This window comes from Streptomyces sp. NBC_01525 (genome assembly GCF_045040405.1).
Taxonomy (GTDB): Bacteria; Actinomycetota; Actinomycetes; order Streptomycetales; family Streptomycetaceae; genus Streptomyces; species Streptomyces benahoarensis.
This window is the reverse complement of sequence record NZ_CP109397.1, coordinates 5,178,298-5,195,113: the sequence shown is the minus strand read 5'-3', so window position 1 is coordinate 5,195,113 and position 16,816 is coordinate 5,178,298. Positions and strand designations below refer to the sequence as shown.

Below are 16,816 nucleotides of genomic sequence, written 5' to 3'. Positions count from 1 at the left end.
CTCGACCGACCGAAACCTCGGATCACTCACCGGACATACTCCCGGCGGTTGCTGCTTCCTGGTCCTGGTAATTGCCGTGTGCCTTACGCGTGTTGGTGCCGAACTTACCCATGACGTCGTTGAGATGCTGCACGATCTCTTCGATGTGCGTCTTCATCTCCGTATGGGCTTCCGTCAGCTTGCGCGCCTCCAGGAAGGTGGCGCCGGGAGCATCGGCACCCAGCGCATTCGGCGACAGCGACGTCTTGTAGCGCGTATCCGCGTGCGCGTTGCCGAGGTCCTTGATGATGCCGTTGAGCTTCCGGACCGTGTCCTCGAGTGCGCTGAGATCAACGCGGTATTGATCACCCATGATGTGTCTCCCCGTGTGATGCGATTGCCGTCTTCCGCCGCCAGTCCCGAAGCGCGATGGACGCACCCACCACTGCGGCGACCGCCAGAAGTCCTCCGCCCACAATGTAGAGGGAAATCCGCGCCCGCCGGTCCTCCGGGCTCTCGCCGATGGTGAGGGCGGCCGGTTGGATCTTGGTGTTGTTCTGGCTGGTGGGCTTGTCCGGAGTGGGGTGGCCGGTGGGCCTGGTGGTGTCGTTGAGGGCGGCCACCGGGTCGATGACGCCCCAGCCGATGTTGTGGTCCGGGCCGCGGTTGACGCGTTCGGCGGTCTGTTCCAGGTGCCAGATCAGCTCCCGCGGCTTCCAGTCCTTGTGCAGGGACTTGAGGAGCGCCGCGGCGCCGGCCGCGTACGGGGCGGCGAAACTGGTGCCCTGGTCCACGCAGTTGCCGCCGTCCGGCACCGTGGAGACCATGTCGACGCCGGGCGCCGCGATGTCGACGTAGTCGCCGGGCTGCGAGAAGGCCGCGCGTTCGTTGTTGCGGTCGGAGGCGGCGACGGCCAGGACGTTGTCGTACTCCTGGAACGCCGCCGGGTACATGCGCTTCTCCTTGCCGGAGGCGCCGTCGTTGCCCGCCGAGGCGACGATGAGGACGCCCCTGTCCGCGGCCTTGGCGACCGCCGCCTTCAGAGTGGGGAGCAGGTCCTCGCTCGCGTCCGTGCCCTGGGAGATGTTGATGATGTCGACGCCCTCGTCGACGGCCGCGCTGACGGCCTTCGCAAGGCTGTCGGCGGTGCCGGGCTTCTCCTGGTCGGTCTGCTGGAACGGGATCACCTTGGCCGCGGGCGCGAGGCCGTAGAAGCCGGACGTGGACCGCGGCTGCGCGGCAATGATGCCGGCGACCTTGGTGCCGTGGCCCACCCGGTCCTCCGTGGCCTTGCCGTCCTTGACGAAGGTCTTACCCCCGGCCCCGATGGCCGGTTTGATCTGGTCGTTCCCGGCATCGATGCCCGTGTCGATGACGGCGACGCGGACCCCTTCGCCCTTGGTGTGCGCCCACAGCTGCTGCATCATCAGGCGCTGCAGGGACCACGGGGTCTCTTTGATGTCGGTGGTGTTGAACTTGCACTCACCGCTGTTCAGCGGAACGTTCTCGTCCGCGGCCGCCGGGAGGGCGGTGACACCGGAAAGAGCGATGGTGCAGGCCGTTGTCACCAATGCGCCTGCCGCGCGGCGGTGGTGCCCTGCTCGGTGACCGTTGGCGCGAGATCCCACGGGTTGTCTGCTCTCCATGCGTGGTGGACGGGACGAGGCGAAGAAGCGGTGCCGAGGTGGCCATGGGGTACGGAAACGAGCAGTGCGGGTGCGGGTGTGGACGCCAGAAGGGCGGGCGCACTGGTGCAGCGCGCCCGCCCTCTTCTGCCACTGTGCGAGCCTCGTGGCTGCTCAGCCGTTAGCCGTTTCCACCTGCGGCGGCGGAAGCTCCTACCACATGGCGGCGTTCCGGTGCTCCGTGTCGCGGTAGTTCACGGATGCCTCGTGGAGCGCCTTGGAGATGGCCTCCAGCGTCCGCTGCAGGGAGTCCGCGCGCTTGTCCCACTCGCGCTGGCGGGCCTGGTAGCCCTCCTTCGCCGCACCTTCCCAGGTGGTGGCGATCCGCTTGACACCGGCCTCCAGGTCTTCCAGCTGCTGCCGGATCTGGTTGGCGGTGCGCTTCACATCCTGGGACGCCTGCTCGATCGTCTCGGAATTGACGAGAATGTGGCCCGACATGATGTCTCCTCGGGAGTTTCTGGAACTGATCGATTCACATGGCCGCGGTACCGTTCGGCGAACGCCGAATCGTGATTACCGCGATTGCTGACTCACCGTGTGCCGCCGTAGCGGCGCCGGGCTCACCCGAAGGGGGAGTCCGAGGAGGAGGACACGTGGGACATCGATGCGTTCTGCGCTTCTTCCGAGGCCGCGTAGTTCTTGGTCGTGCCGTCGATCGCTTCCTTGATCTCGCTCAGAAGCTGGTTGATGCGAGTCGCGTCTTCGTTCACCTTCGACTGAAGCTGGTTGTACGAATTGGCCGCCTGGCCCTTCCAACCGGAGGTGATGTTGTCGACGACCGTGTTCAGGTGCCGGATCTCACCCTCGATCGCCTGGGTGACCGACCCGATCTTGCCGCTGAACGCGACCATCTCTTCTTCGGTGACTGTGAACTGATTACTCATCGCAACGTCCCCCATGAGACTCGCACGTCACCCGCACCGCACCGGTGAGGGTGCCGCGCGGTCGGCGCCGCCTGCTGGCGCCATCGACCACTTTAACCACTCCGTACGGCGGCCCCCAACAGAGGGAGCAATGTTGTGACGGGATCACCACAACCCCAACTGGCCGCCCCGTAAGGCCAGTTCGACGGAATCGTCACGCGAAGCGGACACATGCGATTCTATCGGTCCGCGGAGAAACACATCAAGATTTTCCCGGGCTTCTTCCGGGGGGTAAGGGAAGCCGTGGAGCAAATCCGGAAATAGCCGGGCGGGTCACCGGAAACCGGTGACCCGCCCGCGGAATCCGGCGCGAGGCAGCGCGGGCGGCCGTGCCTCCCGCCGCCCCGTTACGACGTGCCGGTCTTCCGGGCGGCCCCGACGCTGAGCGCCGGGCCCTCCGACAGCAGGTCCACCCACGTCATCAGCATGGGCTCCGCGTGGACGCCCTTGTACCCGAGCCGCAGGGCCGCCTGGTTGACCTCCTGCTTGGCGTTGCCCGCCTTTTCGGAACTGTCGTTGTTGACCGGCACCCGGTAGCGCAGCCCGGTGTCGGTGATCAGGTAGAGCGAGCCGTCCTTCTCCTGGGGTGTGCGGACCCGCTGGAGGAGCTGGCCGCTGCCGGGCGTGACGTAGGAGGAGGCGCCGCTCGCGATCTTCGCCGGGTAGTCCTTGCCGATCCAGGTGCCCATGTTCGGCAGGCCGTTGGGGTAGCCGAGGGCCTTGTCCGCGCCGCCGGGGAGCTTGGTGGTGGTGCCGTCGTAGAGGCTGCAGGAGACGCCGTTGTCGGTCGGGGTGGTCAGACCGCCGGTCTGGGAGCCCTCGGCGAAGTTGTTGGCCATGTCGACCTCTTCGGTCGGCCAGGGCATGTCCACATCGGTGTGCGGCACCTTGCCCAGGTACGAGATGAACCGCCCATTATCATCCGTCATCGGGGTGATGCTGGAGGTGGAGACCTGCTCCGCCCTCATGAGCGAGCCATCGGGGTGCACCTTTTGGGCGTTCGGGCCCTCCATCAGGAGTTTGGCGACGAAGCCCGACACCTGCTGTACGCCCTCCGCGGTGACGACGTATTTTTTGCCCGCCTTCTCGCCATCCGTCGTGCTCTGATCCGCGCTGCCGGGGATTTCGAGGACGGTGCCGATGGTCCGGTACTGCGACGGGACGCCCTCGGCGTGCGAGGGCTGGCCGGCTCCCTTGATCATCGGCAGGTAGATCGGCACCGGGCTCTGGATGAGGGTGTCGATCCACTGCTGCGTCACGTCCTGCGGCTCCGCCTCCTTGAAGAGCACGCGGCGCAGGAGCAGGTCGGGGTCCTTCGCGCCCGTGCCCACCAGCGCGGTGTTGCGCCCGCCCAGGGAGGCGTCGAGCGCGAACTTGAAGCCGTTGTGGTCGACCAGCCAGAGCTTCTTCTGCGGGTCGCGCACGAAGAGCACCTGGTGCATGTCGAGACGCCCCTTGTCCTCGACGAGACTCTTGTCCTTGCCCCCGAGCACGAACACGGCCTGCTGGGCCCTGCTGTTGACGCCGCTGCCTGGACGGTCGCAGACGGCCCAGGTCTTCGCCTTCCCCGCGTCCGTGGCATTGGGGAGACGGTCGGGGGCGAACGGAATTCCGACGGCGGGACCGTGCGCGATCTTTCCGTCCAGCTCGGATTCCTTGACGTTCACGACTTTGTACTTGTCGGGGTCGAGAAGGAGTTTCGCGGAGGCGAGGTTCAGGACGGGGTGGAGGAGTTTCTCCTTCTTACCCTGACTGTTGTCGCCGTCCAGAACGACGTAACGGGTGGTCGAATCGGACCCCACAATGACGTTTTCCCCGACCGCGTCCCACCCCTGGGGCGCCACCGGCATCACGATGCCGCAGGCACCGAAGCCGACCAGGATCACGACGCCCATCAGGACGCTCGGCAGCACAGCCTTCAGAGGGCGCGGCGCACTCTCGATCGACCCGCTCGGCAGCGGCTTCAGAAATGCGGCATTCGTACGCTTCCGCGCGAATGAATACGCATTGAGCTCGTCCCGACGTGATGCCATTGTTGCTTTCTCTCCCCGCGTGTCGGATCCACCTCGACCGCCCCCGGCACTCACGCCGTAGCGCCCTCTACTATGCCGTGTGTCGATCGACCCGTACGGTACGGGTGCCACCTTCCAACGCACCAGTCTCAACGGCGATTGATACGCCGCGAGGCCACACCACCAGTAGAGGAGCAGGCCGGGGGATGTCCAGCGCCACCAGGGCTCGACGCCGCAATGGGCGGCAACAGCAGCAACAGCCTTCCACGGCACCGCGCAACGCGGAAAACGGCGGCCAGGACGGATCAGATCCGGCCAACAGCAGGGAAAGGGGCCGGAGTTCGTCGGGCGGACCGGTGGCCCCACGCCTGCGACCTCAGATCGGCAGCATCGGCCCGGTCCGCGTCCAGCAGTTGGCCATCATCGAGATTGCCGCCGCACTGGTCCTGGTCGGGGCGTCCGTCAACGTGATCGCGCTGACCGTCGCAGCCGTGCTGGCCGCCGTCCTCGTCATCTTCGCGCTCGGCCGGCGCCGCCGGATCCCGCTCCCCGAGTGGATCACGACCGTGCGCGCGATGAAGCGCCGCGGCAAGGCCGCGAGCACGGCGGTGACGCAGGGCGTCGAGCCGGCCTTCGCCCCGGTCGTCGAGTGTGACCCGGCGCTGCGCACGTACGAGTACGCCGACGCCGAGCAGCGCGCCGTCGGCTTCGTCGGGGACGGCACCTTCCTGACCGCGCTGGTGCAGGTCGAGCCCCGGGACGAACCGCTGCGGCCCGCCCGCGGGAGCCACATGCTGCCGCTCGATGTGTTGCACACCGCGCTCGACATCGAGGACATTCACCTCGAATCCGTGCAGTACGTGCAGTACACCCAGCCGGCCCCGGCGCCGCACCTGCCCGAACAGGCCGTCGCCGCCCGGTCGTACGCGCCGCTGCAGGCACAGTCCCAGACCCCGGCCGTGCAGCTGACGTGGATCGCGCTCAAGCTCGATCCGGAGCTGTGCGCGGAGGCGATCGAGGCGCGCGGTGGCGGTATGGAAGGCGCCAAGCGGTCGCTGCTGCGCGCCGCCGACCAGCTGGTGAGCCGTCTGACCGCGCACGGCGTCCGGGCGCGCGTGCTGGCCGAGCGGGAGGTCGTGGCCGCGGTCGGCACGGCGGTGTGCGTGAGTCCGCGGGCCGCCAACGGCGCCATGGGGCGGGACGGCCGCTCCGGGCGCCGCACCCAGGAGACGACGCGGGCATGGCGCTGCGACGACCGCTGGCACACCACGTACTGGATCGGGCGCTGGCCCCAGCTCGGCCCCGGCGGTGCGCCGTTGGCGGCCGTCACCCAGCTGCTGACCAGCACCGCGGCGATGGCGAGCACCTTCGCGCTGACCGCGACGCACGGCAGCGGGCGGGCGCCCGCGATCTCGGGTTACGTCCGGCTGTCGACCCGCAGTGAGAACGAACTCGACGCCGCACAGCGGGAGTTGGAGCGGCGTTCCGGTTCGGCGAAGGTCGGTCTCGTCCGGCTCGACCGGGAACAGCTGCCCGGCCTGCTCGCCACGCTCCCCCTCGGAGGTACCCGCTGATGGCCTCTCCCACGTATCAGCCGCGCGTGAACAACTCGGGGACGGGCTGGCGCAATCCGCCCATCGGCGCGCCGGACACCGGCCAGGAGCGCCGCCCGTCGCACCAGCCGCGTCCGGACGAGCAGCGGTCGGCGCAGTCCGGGCCGACGCCGCAGCCGGGTTTCGGGCTGCGCGGTCCGCGCCGCAGCCCGCATGTGCTGACGGCCGATTCGCTGGCCTCGCTGACCCTGCCGGTCGGCGACGACGGTGTCATCATCGGCATCGACCCGCAGAACCAGCCCGCGGTGCTGAGCCTGCTGCGCCCCGCGCCGCTGGAGATCGCGCTGGTCGGCAGCATGTGGATGGCGCAGGTGCTGGCGCTGCGTACGGTCGCCACCGGGGCGCGGGTCGCGGTGGAGACGGCGCGGCCGCCGGCCTGGGGGCAGATGGCGCAGGCCGCCGGTGGCGGTCAGCAGTGCGTGTCGGTGCACGAGGTGCGTCAGATCGCGCCCCAGGGACCGTCGGTCTCCAGCCCCGTGCTGGTGGTGCGGGACATGGGCGCGCGCCCCCCGCGCAATCAACTGGCGCCGAGCCCGTGGCAGTCGGTGCTCACCGTGCTGCCGTTCCTCGGGCCGCGGTCGCCCCAGATGCTGAGCCGGGCGGATCTGGTCGGGCTCCAGCGGCTGTCGCCGGAGGAGGCGGAGGTCGTGACGCGCATCATGCGGCTGCCGGAGCAGGTCGGCGCGGTGCTGCCGACGCTCAGTGACAACGCGATGCTCTGGTGCACCCGCGACAGCCACCAGTTCGTGATGACGCAGCCCACCGAGGCGGAGACCAACCTGCTCGGCGGGCCGCGCCGGATGGACTGACGGCCCCGGGCGCACCGCGCCCGCCGGCCGGGACATTTCCTACGGGCGCATCCTCGGATGCGCCCGTAGGCGTGCCGCAGGGTCAGAAGACGACATGACGTCGACTGCCGTTCGGGCCCGACTCTTGATTAGGCTGTATGACGCCGCAGGAGCACACCGGACGGCAGCCGATACGGGGATGGAGAAAGCAGTGTTGGCGCAATCCCGGGCGGCGTGTTCCGAATTCCGTGACATCCGATCGATCCGCCTGTATCCGGTCCTGCCGTTCAGGTGCGTTGCAGTACACCAGGAGGCACAGTGAACGAGCGGGAGGCTTTCCGCCCGGACGGGAACGACCCTGACGACGAGCAGTCCGAGTTCGACCTGACGGGCGAATTCAAGATCGATTTCGCGGCTCCAGCCTGGTACGCGAGCAACGACACCAGCGGCGGCGCGGGCACCCCCATGGCGCCCGCCCCGTCCCCCGCCTCTCCCCCGCCGCCCGTCGGGCAGCCGCTGCCCGGCCAGGGCGTCGCGGGCCCGCCCTCGGCCGGTGGCCCGCAGGGCGCCCCCGGCCCCGTCGGCGCGCCGGTACCGCCGCCCGCCCACACCGCGCCGCCCGGTTTCCCGATGCTGCGCCCGCAGGAGCCCGCGGACGCGCCCCAGGGCGCGCCGTCGGCGGAGGCCCCGGCACCCGCGCCCGTCGCCGACACCCCGGCGGGCGGCGGCAACGTCCGCTCCGGTACGGGCGCCGACCCGTCCGCCTCGCTGTGGGACGACGACGAGGACGACGCCGCACCGGCCGAGGAGACGGCACCGGCGGCGCCGCAGCCGGCCGAGGCGCCCGTGGCCGAGGCCGCGCCGGCCCCAGCCCCCGCGCCGGCCCCGCAGGCGCCGGAACAGCCGGGCCCGGAGGCACCGCAGGCCGCCGCACAGCCGGTGCCGCAGCAGGCCCCGCAGCCCGAGCAGGCGCAGGCCGCCCAGCCGGAGCAGGCACCGCAGGCTGCCGTGCAGCCGCCCCAGGCGCCGCAGCCGCAGCCGCAGCCGCAGCCGCAGCCGCAGCAGGGTGGCGCCCCGCAGGACGCTCCGCAGCAGGGCGGGGCGCAGCCGGGCGTGCCGCCGCAGGGCGCCCCGTGGCCCGCACAGCCGGACGCCGCCGTGCAGGGTGTGCCCGGTCAGGGCGGGCTGCCGCCGCTGCCGCCGGAGTACCAGCCCGCCGATCCGCGCACGGCGCAGGCCCAGCAGGCCCAGGCCCAGCAGCAGCCGCAGCCGCAGCAGGCCCAACAGCCGCATCCAGGCCAGGAGTTGCCCCCGCAGCAGGCCCGGCCCCAGGCCGCGCCGCAGGCCGGTTTCCCGCAGCAGGCCGCGCCGCCTCAGGGCTACCCCCCGCAGGGCGGGTACCCGCAGCAGGCGCCCCAGCAGCAGGGCGCGTACGGCTATCCGCAGCCCGCGTACGGCTACCCGCAGCAGCCCCAACAGCAGGCGCCCGCACAGCAGTCGGCGTACGGCTATCCCCAACAGCCCCAACAGCAGGCGCCCGCACAGCAGTCGGCGTACGGCTATCCCCAACAGCCCCAACAGCAGGCGCCCGCACAGCAGTCGGCGTACGGCTATCCCCAACAGCCCCAACAGCAGGCGCCCGCACAGCAGTCGGCGTACGGCTATCCCCAACAGCCCCAACAGCAGGCGCCCGCACAGCAGTCGGCGTACGGCTATCCCCAACAGCCCCAACAGCAGGCGCCCGCACAGCAGTCGGCGTACGGCTATCCGCAGCCCGCCGCGCAGGGGTACCCGCAGCAGTCGCCGCAGGCGCACCCGCAGCAGACGACCCCGCAGGCCGGTTACGACGCGCAGGCCCAGCAGGCCGCCCAGCAGCAGGCCCAGGCCGGGTACCCCCCGCAGGGCCAGCCCGCGCAGACCGGCTACGACCCGCAGGCTCAGGCCGCCCAGCAGGCACAGGCAGCCCAGCAGGCGCAGCAGGCCCAGGCAGCCCAGCAAGGGCAGGTTCCGCATCAGCCGCTTCCGGGGCAGCAGGCCGGTGGTGCCGCGAACTACGCCTCGTACTCGCAGCCGGGCCAGCAGCAGCCGCAGCAGCGGGCCACCCCGGGCGCGCCGCTGGGCTACAGCGCCGCGGTCGAGTTGACCTCCGACCGCCTCCTGCGCAACCAGCCCAAGCGACGCAAGCCGGGCGCCAACGCGCAGCCGTCCAAGTTCAAGCTGGGTGCGAAGAAGGAGGAGGCGGAGCGTCAGCGCAAGCTGGAGCTGATCCGTACGCCCGTGACGTCCTGCTACCGGATCGCGGTGATCAGCCTCAAGGGCGGCGTCGGCAAGACGACGACCACCACTGCGCTCGGCGCCACGCTCGCCTCCGAGCGGCAGGACAAGATCCTGGCGATCGACGCGAACCCGGACGCGGGCACCCTCGGCCGACGTGTCCGCCGCGAGACCGGCGCGACCATCCGTGACCTGGTGCACGCGATCCCGCATCTGCACAGCTACATGGACATCCGCCGGTTCACCTCACAGGCGCCGTCGGGCCTGGAGATCCTCGCCAACGACGTCGACCCCGCGGTCTCCACGACGTTCAACGACGACGACTACCGCCGCGCGATCGACGTCCTGGGCCGCCAGTACCCGGTCATCCTCACCGACTCCGGCACGGGCCTGCTCTACAGCGCCATGCGCGGCGTCCTGGACCTCGCCGACCAGTTGATCATCATCTCCACGCCGTCCGTCGACGGTGCGAGCAGCGCCAGCACCACGCTGGACTGGCTCTCCGCGCACGGCTACGCCGACCTGGTGCAGCGCGGTATCACGGTGATCTCCGGGGTCCGTGAGACCGGCAAGATGATCAAGATCGACGACATCGTGTCGCACTTCGAGACGCGCTGCCGCGGTGTGGTCGTCGTGCCGTTCGACGAGCATCTGGCCGCCGGTGCCGAGGTCGACCTCGACATGATGCGGCCCAAGACCCGCGAGGCCTACTTCCACCTGTCCGCCCTGGTCGCCGAGGACTTCTCGCGCGCCCAGCAGGCCCAGGGGATGTACCCGCAGCAGGGCCAGCAGATGGGCCAGGACCCGTACGCCCAGGACCCGTACGCCCAGGACCCGTACGCGCAGGACCCGTACGCGCAGCAGCAGTACCCGCAGCAGGGTCAGCCGCAGCAGCAGCCCCAGGCGCAGCCACCGGCCGGTTACCCGCCTCAGCAGGGCGGCTGGACCCAGCAGCCGCAGCAGCCGCCCGCCCACTGGCAACAGCAGCAGCCCGCCCCGGACGCGCCGCAGCCCGATCAGCAGGGATGGCAGCAGCAGCCTCCGCAGTGACGCGGCAGCCGTCGCACCATGCGGGCGGGGCCCGGCACTTCACGGTGCCGGGCCCCGCCCGCGTGGTGCGTGCCGCGCGGCCGCACGGGGCGGACGACGAAGGGCGCCCGGAGGCTTCCCCGGACGCCCTGTCGCGCGGCGTGGCCCACCCCGTCGGGCTCAGCCCGCGGCGGCGATCAGCTCACGTGCCTGCTTCACATCGATCGCCATCCGCTCCAACAGCGCGTCGAGCGTGGCGAACTTCTCCTGCCCCCGGATGTACGCGAGGAAGTCCACCGCGACGTGCAGCCCGTACAGATCCAGCCCCACCCGGTCGATCGCATACGCCTCGACCGTGCGGGTCTTCCCGTCGAACTGCGGGTTGGTGCCCACCGATACGGCCGCGGGCATCGCCTCGCCCTCGACGTGCAGCAGCCCCGCGTACACCCCGTCGGCCGGGATCGCGGTGTGCGGCAGCGTCTCCACATTGGCGGTGGGGAAGCCCAGTTCACGGCCCCGCTGCGCGCCGCGGACGACGATGCCCTCGACCCGGTGCGGCCGTCCCAGGACCTCCGCCGCGCCCGCGACGTCGCCCTCGGCGACCAGCCGACGGGTGAGCGTGGACGAGAACGGCACCCCGCCGCCCGCCGAACCCCGCTCCACGAGATCGACGACCTCGACGGTGAAGCCGTGGGCGACGCCCAGCTCGGCGAGGGTCTCGACGGTGCCCTTCGCCTTGTGCCCGAAGCGGAAGTTGGGGCCCTCGACGACGATCCGCGCGTGCAGCTTGTCGGCCAGCACCTTCGCCACGAAGTCGGCGGGCGCGAGCTGCGAGAACTCCCGGGTGAACGGCAGGACCAGGACGGCGTCGACGCCCAGCTCCCCCATCAGCTCCGCGCGCCGGTGGTGCGGGGCGAGCAGCGGCGGGTGGGTACCGGGGCGGACGACCTCGCTGGGGTGCGGGTCGAAGGTGACGACCACCGCGGGGATGCCCAGCTCCCGGGCGCGCGCGACGGACTCACCGATGATCAATTGGTGGCCGCGGTGCACTCCGTCGTACGAGCCGATGGTGACGACGCTGCGCCCCCAGCCCTCGGGGATGTCCTCCAAGCCACGCCAGCGCTGCACTGTGCCCGCTCCTCGCCCGAACTCTTGTCCGTCCACTGCGTCAATTCGGCATGACGCAGGTCTAAGACTGCCATGCCGGGCCCCCCGCCACCCGAGAAGGGTGACCTCACCGCCCTGAAGGGCCCGGGACGGGCCCCATGGGGCGGCGCGTGGGGCGCGGGCGGCAGGGCCCCGCTCCTCGCGTGGGGCGGGGCGGAGACGGCGCATGGGGCCGCCGCATGCGGCGCGCCCCACGCACCGGGCACACGCCCCGCGCGCCGGGCACAGCCACCACCACGAGCGACCGCCCCGCCCCCTCCCTCAACCCGAAGAGCCGGCCCGAGGCTCCAGGCCCCGGACCGGCTCCCCGGCCTCGCCGTACGCCCCGTCCGCTCTACGCGAACACCGCCAGGCTCTTGGCCCTGCCGCCCTGGTTCTCCACCAGGGCGAGGAAGGTGCCGTCCGGGTCGAAGGCCGCAACCGGGCCGTCGGTCTCGAACAGCGGCATCGGGATCCGCGCGCCGTTCACCAGCAGCCGGGACTGCGCCACGGTGACGTCCCAGCGGATGAAGGCGGCAGCCGCCGCCTCACCGATCGGCATCACCGGCAGCCCCGCGCCCTCGGTGTCGTCCACCGCGTCCTGCAACTGCTCCAGGGTCCGCGCCCGGTCGAGCTTGTACGGCCCGACGCGGGTACGCCGCAGCGCCGTCAGATGGCCGCCGACGCCCAGCCCCTCGCCCAGGTCCCGGGCGAGGGCGCGGATGTACGTCCCCGAGGAGCAGGTGACCGAGACCAGCAGGTCGGTCACCGGGGTGCCGTCCTCCGCCTCGGCCTCGTGCACGGAGTGGACCACGAACGACGAGACGGTGACCGGCCGGGCCGGGATCTCGACCTCCTCGCCGTCCCGCACCCGCGAGTACGACCGCTTACCGTCGATCTTGATGGCGCTGACCTTCGACGGGACCTGCATGATCGCGCCGGACAGCACGGCAACGCCCGCGTCGATGTCCGCCCGCACCAAGCCGTGCGCTGCCTTCGACGCGGTGATCTCGCCCTCCGCGTCATCGGTGACGGTGGTCTGCCCGAGCCGCACCGTGCCGACGTACTCCTTCTCCGTCAGCGCGAGATGGCCCAGCAGCTTGGTGGCCCGCTCGATGCCGAGGACGAGGACGCCCGTCGCCATCGGGTCGAGGGTCCCGGCGTGGCCGACCCGGCGTGTCCGCGCCATGCCCCGCATCTTCGCCACGACGTCGTGCGACGTGAAGCCGGACGGCTTGTCGACGATGACAAGGCCGTCCGGCCCGGTGTTCTTACGCTTCATTCTGCGGCTGCGCCCTCATCGTCCTCGTCGTCGCCCGGCTTGCGGTACGGGTCGGCCTCGCCGGCGTACTGCGCGCCCGACGACACCTCGCGCACCTTGGCGTCCGAGGCCCGCGCCTTGTCGAGCAGGTCCTCGATCGTCTTGGCGTTCTCCGGCAGGGCGTCCGCGACGAACGTCAGCGTCGGCGTGAACTTCGTCCCGGCCGCGGCGCCGACCGCCGAGCGCAGGATGCCCTTGGCGCTCTCCAGGCCCGCGGCGGCGCTGGCCCGGTCCTCGTCGTCGCCGTACACCGTGTAGAAGACCGTCGCCTCCCGCAGGTCGCCGGTGACCCGGGTGTCCGTGATGGTCACGTGCGTACCGAGGCGCGGGTCCTTGATTCCGCGCTGCAGCTTCTGGGCGACCACCTCCCGGATGAGGTCCGCCAGCTTCTTCGCCCGCGCATTGTCGGCCACTGGTCCGTCTCCTTCGTATCTTCCACAATTGTGCTTCCACCGGCGTCCGTCCGCCCGGCCGTCATGACCAGTCGTCGTCGCCGTGCAGCCGTCGGCGTACCGACAGCAGCTCCACTTCGGGCCGTGCGGCGACCAGGCGCTCGCAGCGGTCCATCACCTCGGTGACATGCCCCGCGTCCCCGGAGACCACCGCGAGGCCGATGGTGGCCCGGCGGTGCAGATCCTGGTCCCCGACCTCCGCGACGCTCACCGCGTACTTGCGGTGCAGCTCGGCGACGATCGGGCGGACGACGGAGCGCTTCTCCTTGAGCGACCGTACGTCGCCGAGAAGCAGATCAAAGGACAGTGTCCCTACGTACATGTACGACGGGTAGAGCCACCCGTGGGGCCTCGGAATCGCGAGTCCTTCGCACCGTACACGCAACGGCCGGGGCCGATCGACGGAAATACGCTCCGCCGACCGGCCCCGGGTCCGCCCGCCGCCCGGCCGCCCCGAAGGGGGCCGGGCTCCGCGCGGACAGTGCGCTACGTGATCAGCCGCGCGGCTTCTCGCGCATCTCGTACGTCGCGATGACGTCGTCGATCTTGATGTCGTTGTAGTTGCCGAGGTTGATACCGCCCTCGAAACCTTCGCGAATCTCGGTGACGTCGTCCTTGAAGCGGCGCAGACCGTGGATGGTGAGGTCCTCCGCGACCACCTTGCCGTCGCGGACGAGGCGCGCCTTGGTGTTGCGCTTGACCTCGCCGGAGCGGATGAGGACACCCGCGATGTTGCCGAGCTTGGACGAGCGGAAGATCTCGCGGATCTCCGCGGTACCGAGCTCGACCTCCTCGTACTCCGGCTTGAGCATGCCCTTGAGGGCCGCCTCGATCTCCTCGATCGCCTGGTAGATGACCGAGTAGTACCGGACGTCGACGCCCTCGCGGTCGGCCATCTGCGTGGCACGGCCTTCGGCGCGCACGTTGAAGCCGATGACGATCGCGTCGGAGCCGGACGCCAGGTTGATGTCGGACTCCGTGACCGCACCGACGCCGCGGTGCAGCACCCGGATGTCGACCTCTTCGCCGACGTCGAGCTGGAGCAGCGAGGACTCCAGGGCCTCGACCGAACCGGACGCGTCGCCCTTGATGATGAGGTTGAGCTGCTGCACCTCGCCGGCCTTGAGCACCTTGTCGAGGTCCTCGAGGGACACCCGGCGGGTGCGCTTGGCGAAGGCGGCGTTGCGCTCGCGCGCCGCGCGCTTCTCGGCGATCTGACGGGCCGTACGGTCCTCGTCGACGACGAGGAAGTTGTCGCCGGCGCCCGGGACGTTGGTGAGACCCAGGACCAGGACGGGGGTCGACGGACCCGCTTCCTCGACGTTGTTGCCCTTGTCGTCGAGCATCGCGCGGACGCGGCCATAGGCGTCGCCGACGACCATGGTCTCGCCGACGCGCAGGGTGCCGCGCTGGACCAGGACGGTCGCCACGGCGCCACGGCCGCGGTCGAGGTGGGCCTCGATCGCGATGCCCTGTGCGTCCTGCTCCGCGTTGGCACGCAGGTCCAGCGAGGCGTCCGCGGTCAGGACCACGGCCTCCAGCAGCTGGTCGATGTGGAGACCCTCACGGGCGGAGATGTCGACGAACATGGTGTCGCCGCCGTACTCCTCGGCCACCAGACCGAACTCGGTGAGCTGACCGCGCACCTTGGTCGGGTCGGCGCCCTCGACGTCGATCTTGTTGACCGCGACCACGATCGGCACGTTGGCCGCCTTGGCGTGGTTCAGGGCCTCGATCGTCTGCGGCATGACACCGTCGTTGGCCGCCACCACGAGGATCGCGATGTCGGTCGACTTGGCACCACGGGCACGCATGGCGGTGAACGCCTCGTGACCGGGGGTGTCGATGAAGGTGATGCGGCGCTCTTCGTCGTTGACCTCGGTCGCGACCTGGTACGCACCGATGTGCTGCGTGATGCCGCCGGCCTCGCCCGCGATGACATTCGTCTTGCGGATCGCGTCCAGCAGGCGGGTCTTACCGTGGTCGACGTGACCCATGACGGTCACGACCGGCGGACGGGAGACGAGCATCTCCTCGCCACCCTCGTTCTCGCCGAACTCGATGTCGAAGGACCCGAGCAGCTCGCGGTCCTCCTCCTCCGGGCTGACGATCTCGACGACGTAGTTCATCTCGCTGGCGAGCAGCTCCAGCGTCTCGTCGGAGACGGACTGGGTCGCGGTCACCATCTCGCCGAGGTTCAGCATGACCTGGACCAGCGATGCGGGGTTCGCGTTGATCTTCTCGGCGAAGTCGGTCAGCGAGGCACCACGCGACAGGCGAACCGTCGCGCCGTTGCCGCGCGGCAGCATGATGCCGCCCACCGACGGGGCCTGCATGGCCTCGTACTCCTGGCGCCGCTGCCGCTTCGACTTACGGCCGCGACGCGCGGGACCGCCGGGACGGCCGAACGCACCCTGTGTGCCACCACGGCCACCGGGGCCGCCGGGACGGCCGGCAAAACCGGGACGGCCACCGAAGCCGCCGCCACCGGGGCCACCGCCACCGGGACGACCGGCGAAACCGCCACCGCCGCCACCCGGGCGACCGCCGCCGCCACCACCGGGACGACCGGCGAAGCCGCCGCCACCACCGGGACGACCGGCACCGCCACCACCGGGACGACCGGCACCGCCGGGTCCACGGCCACCGCCGGGGCCCGGACGCGGGCCGGCGGCCGGACGCTGCGGCATCATGCCCGGGTTCGGACGGTTACCGCCGCCGGGACGCGGGGCACCACCGGGGGCCGCACCCTGCGGACGGGGCATGCCACCGGGGGTCGGGCGGGCGCCGCCCTGACCCTGACCCTGGGGACGGGGGCCGCCCTGGCCGCCGCCCTGCGGACGGGGACCACCGGGACCACCCTGGCCGCCGGGGCGCGGCGCGCCACCGGGACGGGGGGCCTGCGGACGGGCCATGCCCGTGGAGCCACCGGAGGTGAAGGGGTTGTTGCCCGGACGCGGGCCGGACGGACGGCCGCCACCGGGACGCGGGGCACGCTCGCCACCGGGACGCGGGGCGTTGCCGCGGCCCTGACCACCCTGGCCGCCCTGCGGCGCGGGGCGCGCCGGACGCGGGCCGGGGGTGGCGCCGGAGCGCGGGCCGGGCTGTGCGGCGGGCGCGGACGGCGGGGCCTGGAACTCGGGCTGCGCGGGGGCGGCCGGAGCGGGCTTGGGAGCCTGACGGGCCGGCGCCGGGCGCGGGGCCGGGGCGGGCGTGCTGCTCTTGGGTGCCTCGGGTGCGGCCGGGGCCGCGGGGCCCGGCTTGGGCGCACCAGGCTTGGGGGCGCCCGGCTTCGGGGTAGCCGGACGGGCCGCCTGCACCGGGGAGGGCGCGGACGGCTTTGCGGGCGCAGCCTTGCGCGGCGCCGCGGGCTTACCGGCGGCGCGGCCGCTGCCGCCACCCGCCTGGAAAGCGTCGGTCAACTTGCGAACAACCGGCGCCTCGATCGTCGAGGATGCCGATCGGACGAATTCGCCAAGTTCTTGGAGCTTGGCCATGACGACCTTGCTCTCCACTCCGAACTCCTTGGCGAGTTCGTATACCCGGACCTTAGCCACTTCGCTCCTTCTAGGTCCGGGTTGTCCACCGGAC

The 16,816-nt window shown here is 71.2% G+C and carries 13 protein-coding genes; 3 read left to right on the top strand and 10 right to left on the bottom strand.

Features of this window, described 5'->3' with window-relative positions:
- Positions 1–22 precede the first annotated feature (22 nt).
- The 5 genes from OG422_RS23320 to OG422_RS23300 all read right to left on the bottom strand — a co-directional run bounded on the left by OG422_RS23320 (position 23) and on the right by OG422_RS23300 (position 4,623).
- Positions 23–352, bottom strand: a complete 330-nt coding sequence (locus OG422_RS23320; RefSeq protein ID WP_143942857.1) for a hypothetical protein — start codon at positions 350–352, stop codon at positions 23–25.
- Positions 345–1,625 carry a type VII secretion-associated serine protease mycosin gene (gene mycP / locus OG422_RS23315; RefSeq protein ID WP_405745136.1) on the bottom strand — a complete coding sequence of 427 codons (1,281 nt, stop codon included), beginning with the start codon at positions 1,623–1,625 and terminating at the stop codon, positions 345–347. The genes OG422_RS23320 and mycP overlap by 8 nt, the downstream gene beginning before the upstream one ends.
- Positions 1,626–1,817: 192 nt before the next feature.
- Positions 1,818–2,105 carry a WXG100 family type VII secretion target gene (locus tag OG422_RS23310; protein ID WP_143942859.1) on the bottom strand — a complete coding sequence of 96 codons (288 nt, stop codon included), beginning with the start codon at positions 2,103–2,105 and terminating at the stop codon, positions 1,818–1,820.
- 122 nt (positions 2,106–2,227) lie between these two features.
- The gene (locus OG422_RS23305; RefSeq protein ID WP_143942860.1) at positions 2,228–2,551 is read right to left on the bottom strand and encodes a WXG100 family type VII secretion target; all 324 of its coding nucleotides are present in this window, start codon (positions 2,549–2,551) and stop codon (positions 2,228–2,230) included.
- Between the two features lie 386 nt (positions 2,552–2,937).
- Entirely contained in the window at positions 2,938–4,623 is a 1,686-nt protein-coding gene (locus OG422_RS23300) for a type VII secretion protein EccB (protein ID WP_405745131.1), read from the bottom strand.
- Between the two features lie 335 nt (positions 4,624–4,958).
- Between OG422_RS23300 and eccE the strand changes: the two genes are divergently transcribed.
- The 3 genes from eccE (at position 4,959) to OG422_RS23285 (ending at position 10,327) form a co-directional block, all read left to right on the top strand.
- Positions 4,959–6,176, top strand: a complete 1,218-nt coding sequence (gene eccE, locus OG422_RS23295; protein ID WP_405745128.1) for a type VII secretion protein EccE — start codon at positions 4,959–4,961, stop codon at positions 6,174–6,176.
- Positions 6,176–7,024, top strand: coding sequence for a hypothetical protein (locus OG422_RS23290; protein ID WP_143942863.1), 849 nt, complete (start codon positions 6,176–6,178; stop codon positions 7,022–7,024). The genes eccE and OG422_RS23290 overlap by 1 nt, the downstream gene beginning before the upstream one ends.
- Before the next feature lie 297 nt (positions 7,025–7,321).
- Positions 7,322–10,327 carry an SCO5717 family growth-regulating ATPase gene (locus OG422_RS23285; protein ID WP_405745125.1) on the top strand — a complete coding sequence of 1,002 codons (3,006 nt, stop codon included), beginning with the start codon at positions 7,322–7,324 and terminating at the stop codon, positions 10,325–10,327.
- Positions 10,328–10,486: 159 nt separating this feature from the next.
- Here the strand turns inward: OG422_RS23285 and OG422_RS23280 are convergent, their stop codons facing one another.
- The 5 genes from OG422_RS23280 to infB form a co-directional block, all read right to left on the bottom strand.
- On the bottom strand, positions 10,487–11,434 hold the full coding sequence (locus tag OG422_RS23280) for a bifunctional riboflavin kinase/FAD synthetase (protein ID WP_405745122.1): 948 nt from the start codon (positions 11,432–11,434) through the stop codon (positions 10,487–10,489).
- A gap of 373 nt (positions 11,435–11,807) precedes the next feature.
- Entirely contained in the window at positions 11,808–12,734 is a 927-nt protein-coding gene (gene truB / locus OG422_RS23275) for a tRNA pseudouridine(55) synthase TruB (RefSeq protein ID WP_405745119.1), read from the bottom strand.
- Entirely contained in the window at positions 12,731–13,186 is a 456-nt protein-coding gene (rbfA, locus tag OG422_RS23270) for a 30S ribosome-binding factor RbfA (protein ID WP_030288054.1), read from the bottom strand. The genes truB and rbfA overlap by 4 nt, the downstream gene beginning before the upstream one ends.
- Before the next feature lie 61 nt (positions 13,187–13,247).
- A complete protein-coding gene (locus tag OG422_RS23265; protein WP_143944399.1) occupies positions 13,248–13,547 on the bottom strand; it encodes a DUF503 domain-containing protein in 300 nt (99 codons plus the stop codon).
- Between the two features lie 172 nt (positions 13,548–13,719).
- A complete protein-coding gene (gene infB / locus OG422_RS23260; protein WP_405745115.1) occupies positions 13,720–16,782 on the bottom strand; it encodes a translation initiation factor IF-2 in 3,063 nt (1,020 codons plus the stop codon).
- Between the last annotated feature and the right edge of the window lie 34 nt (positions 16,783–16,816).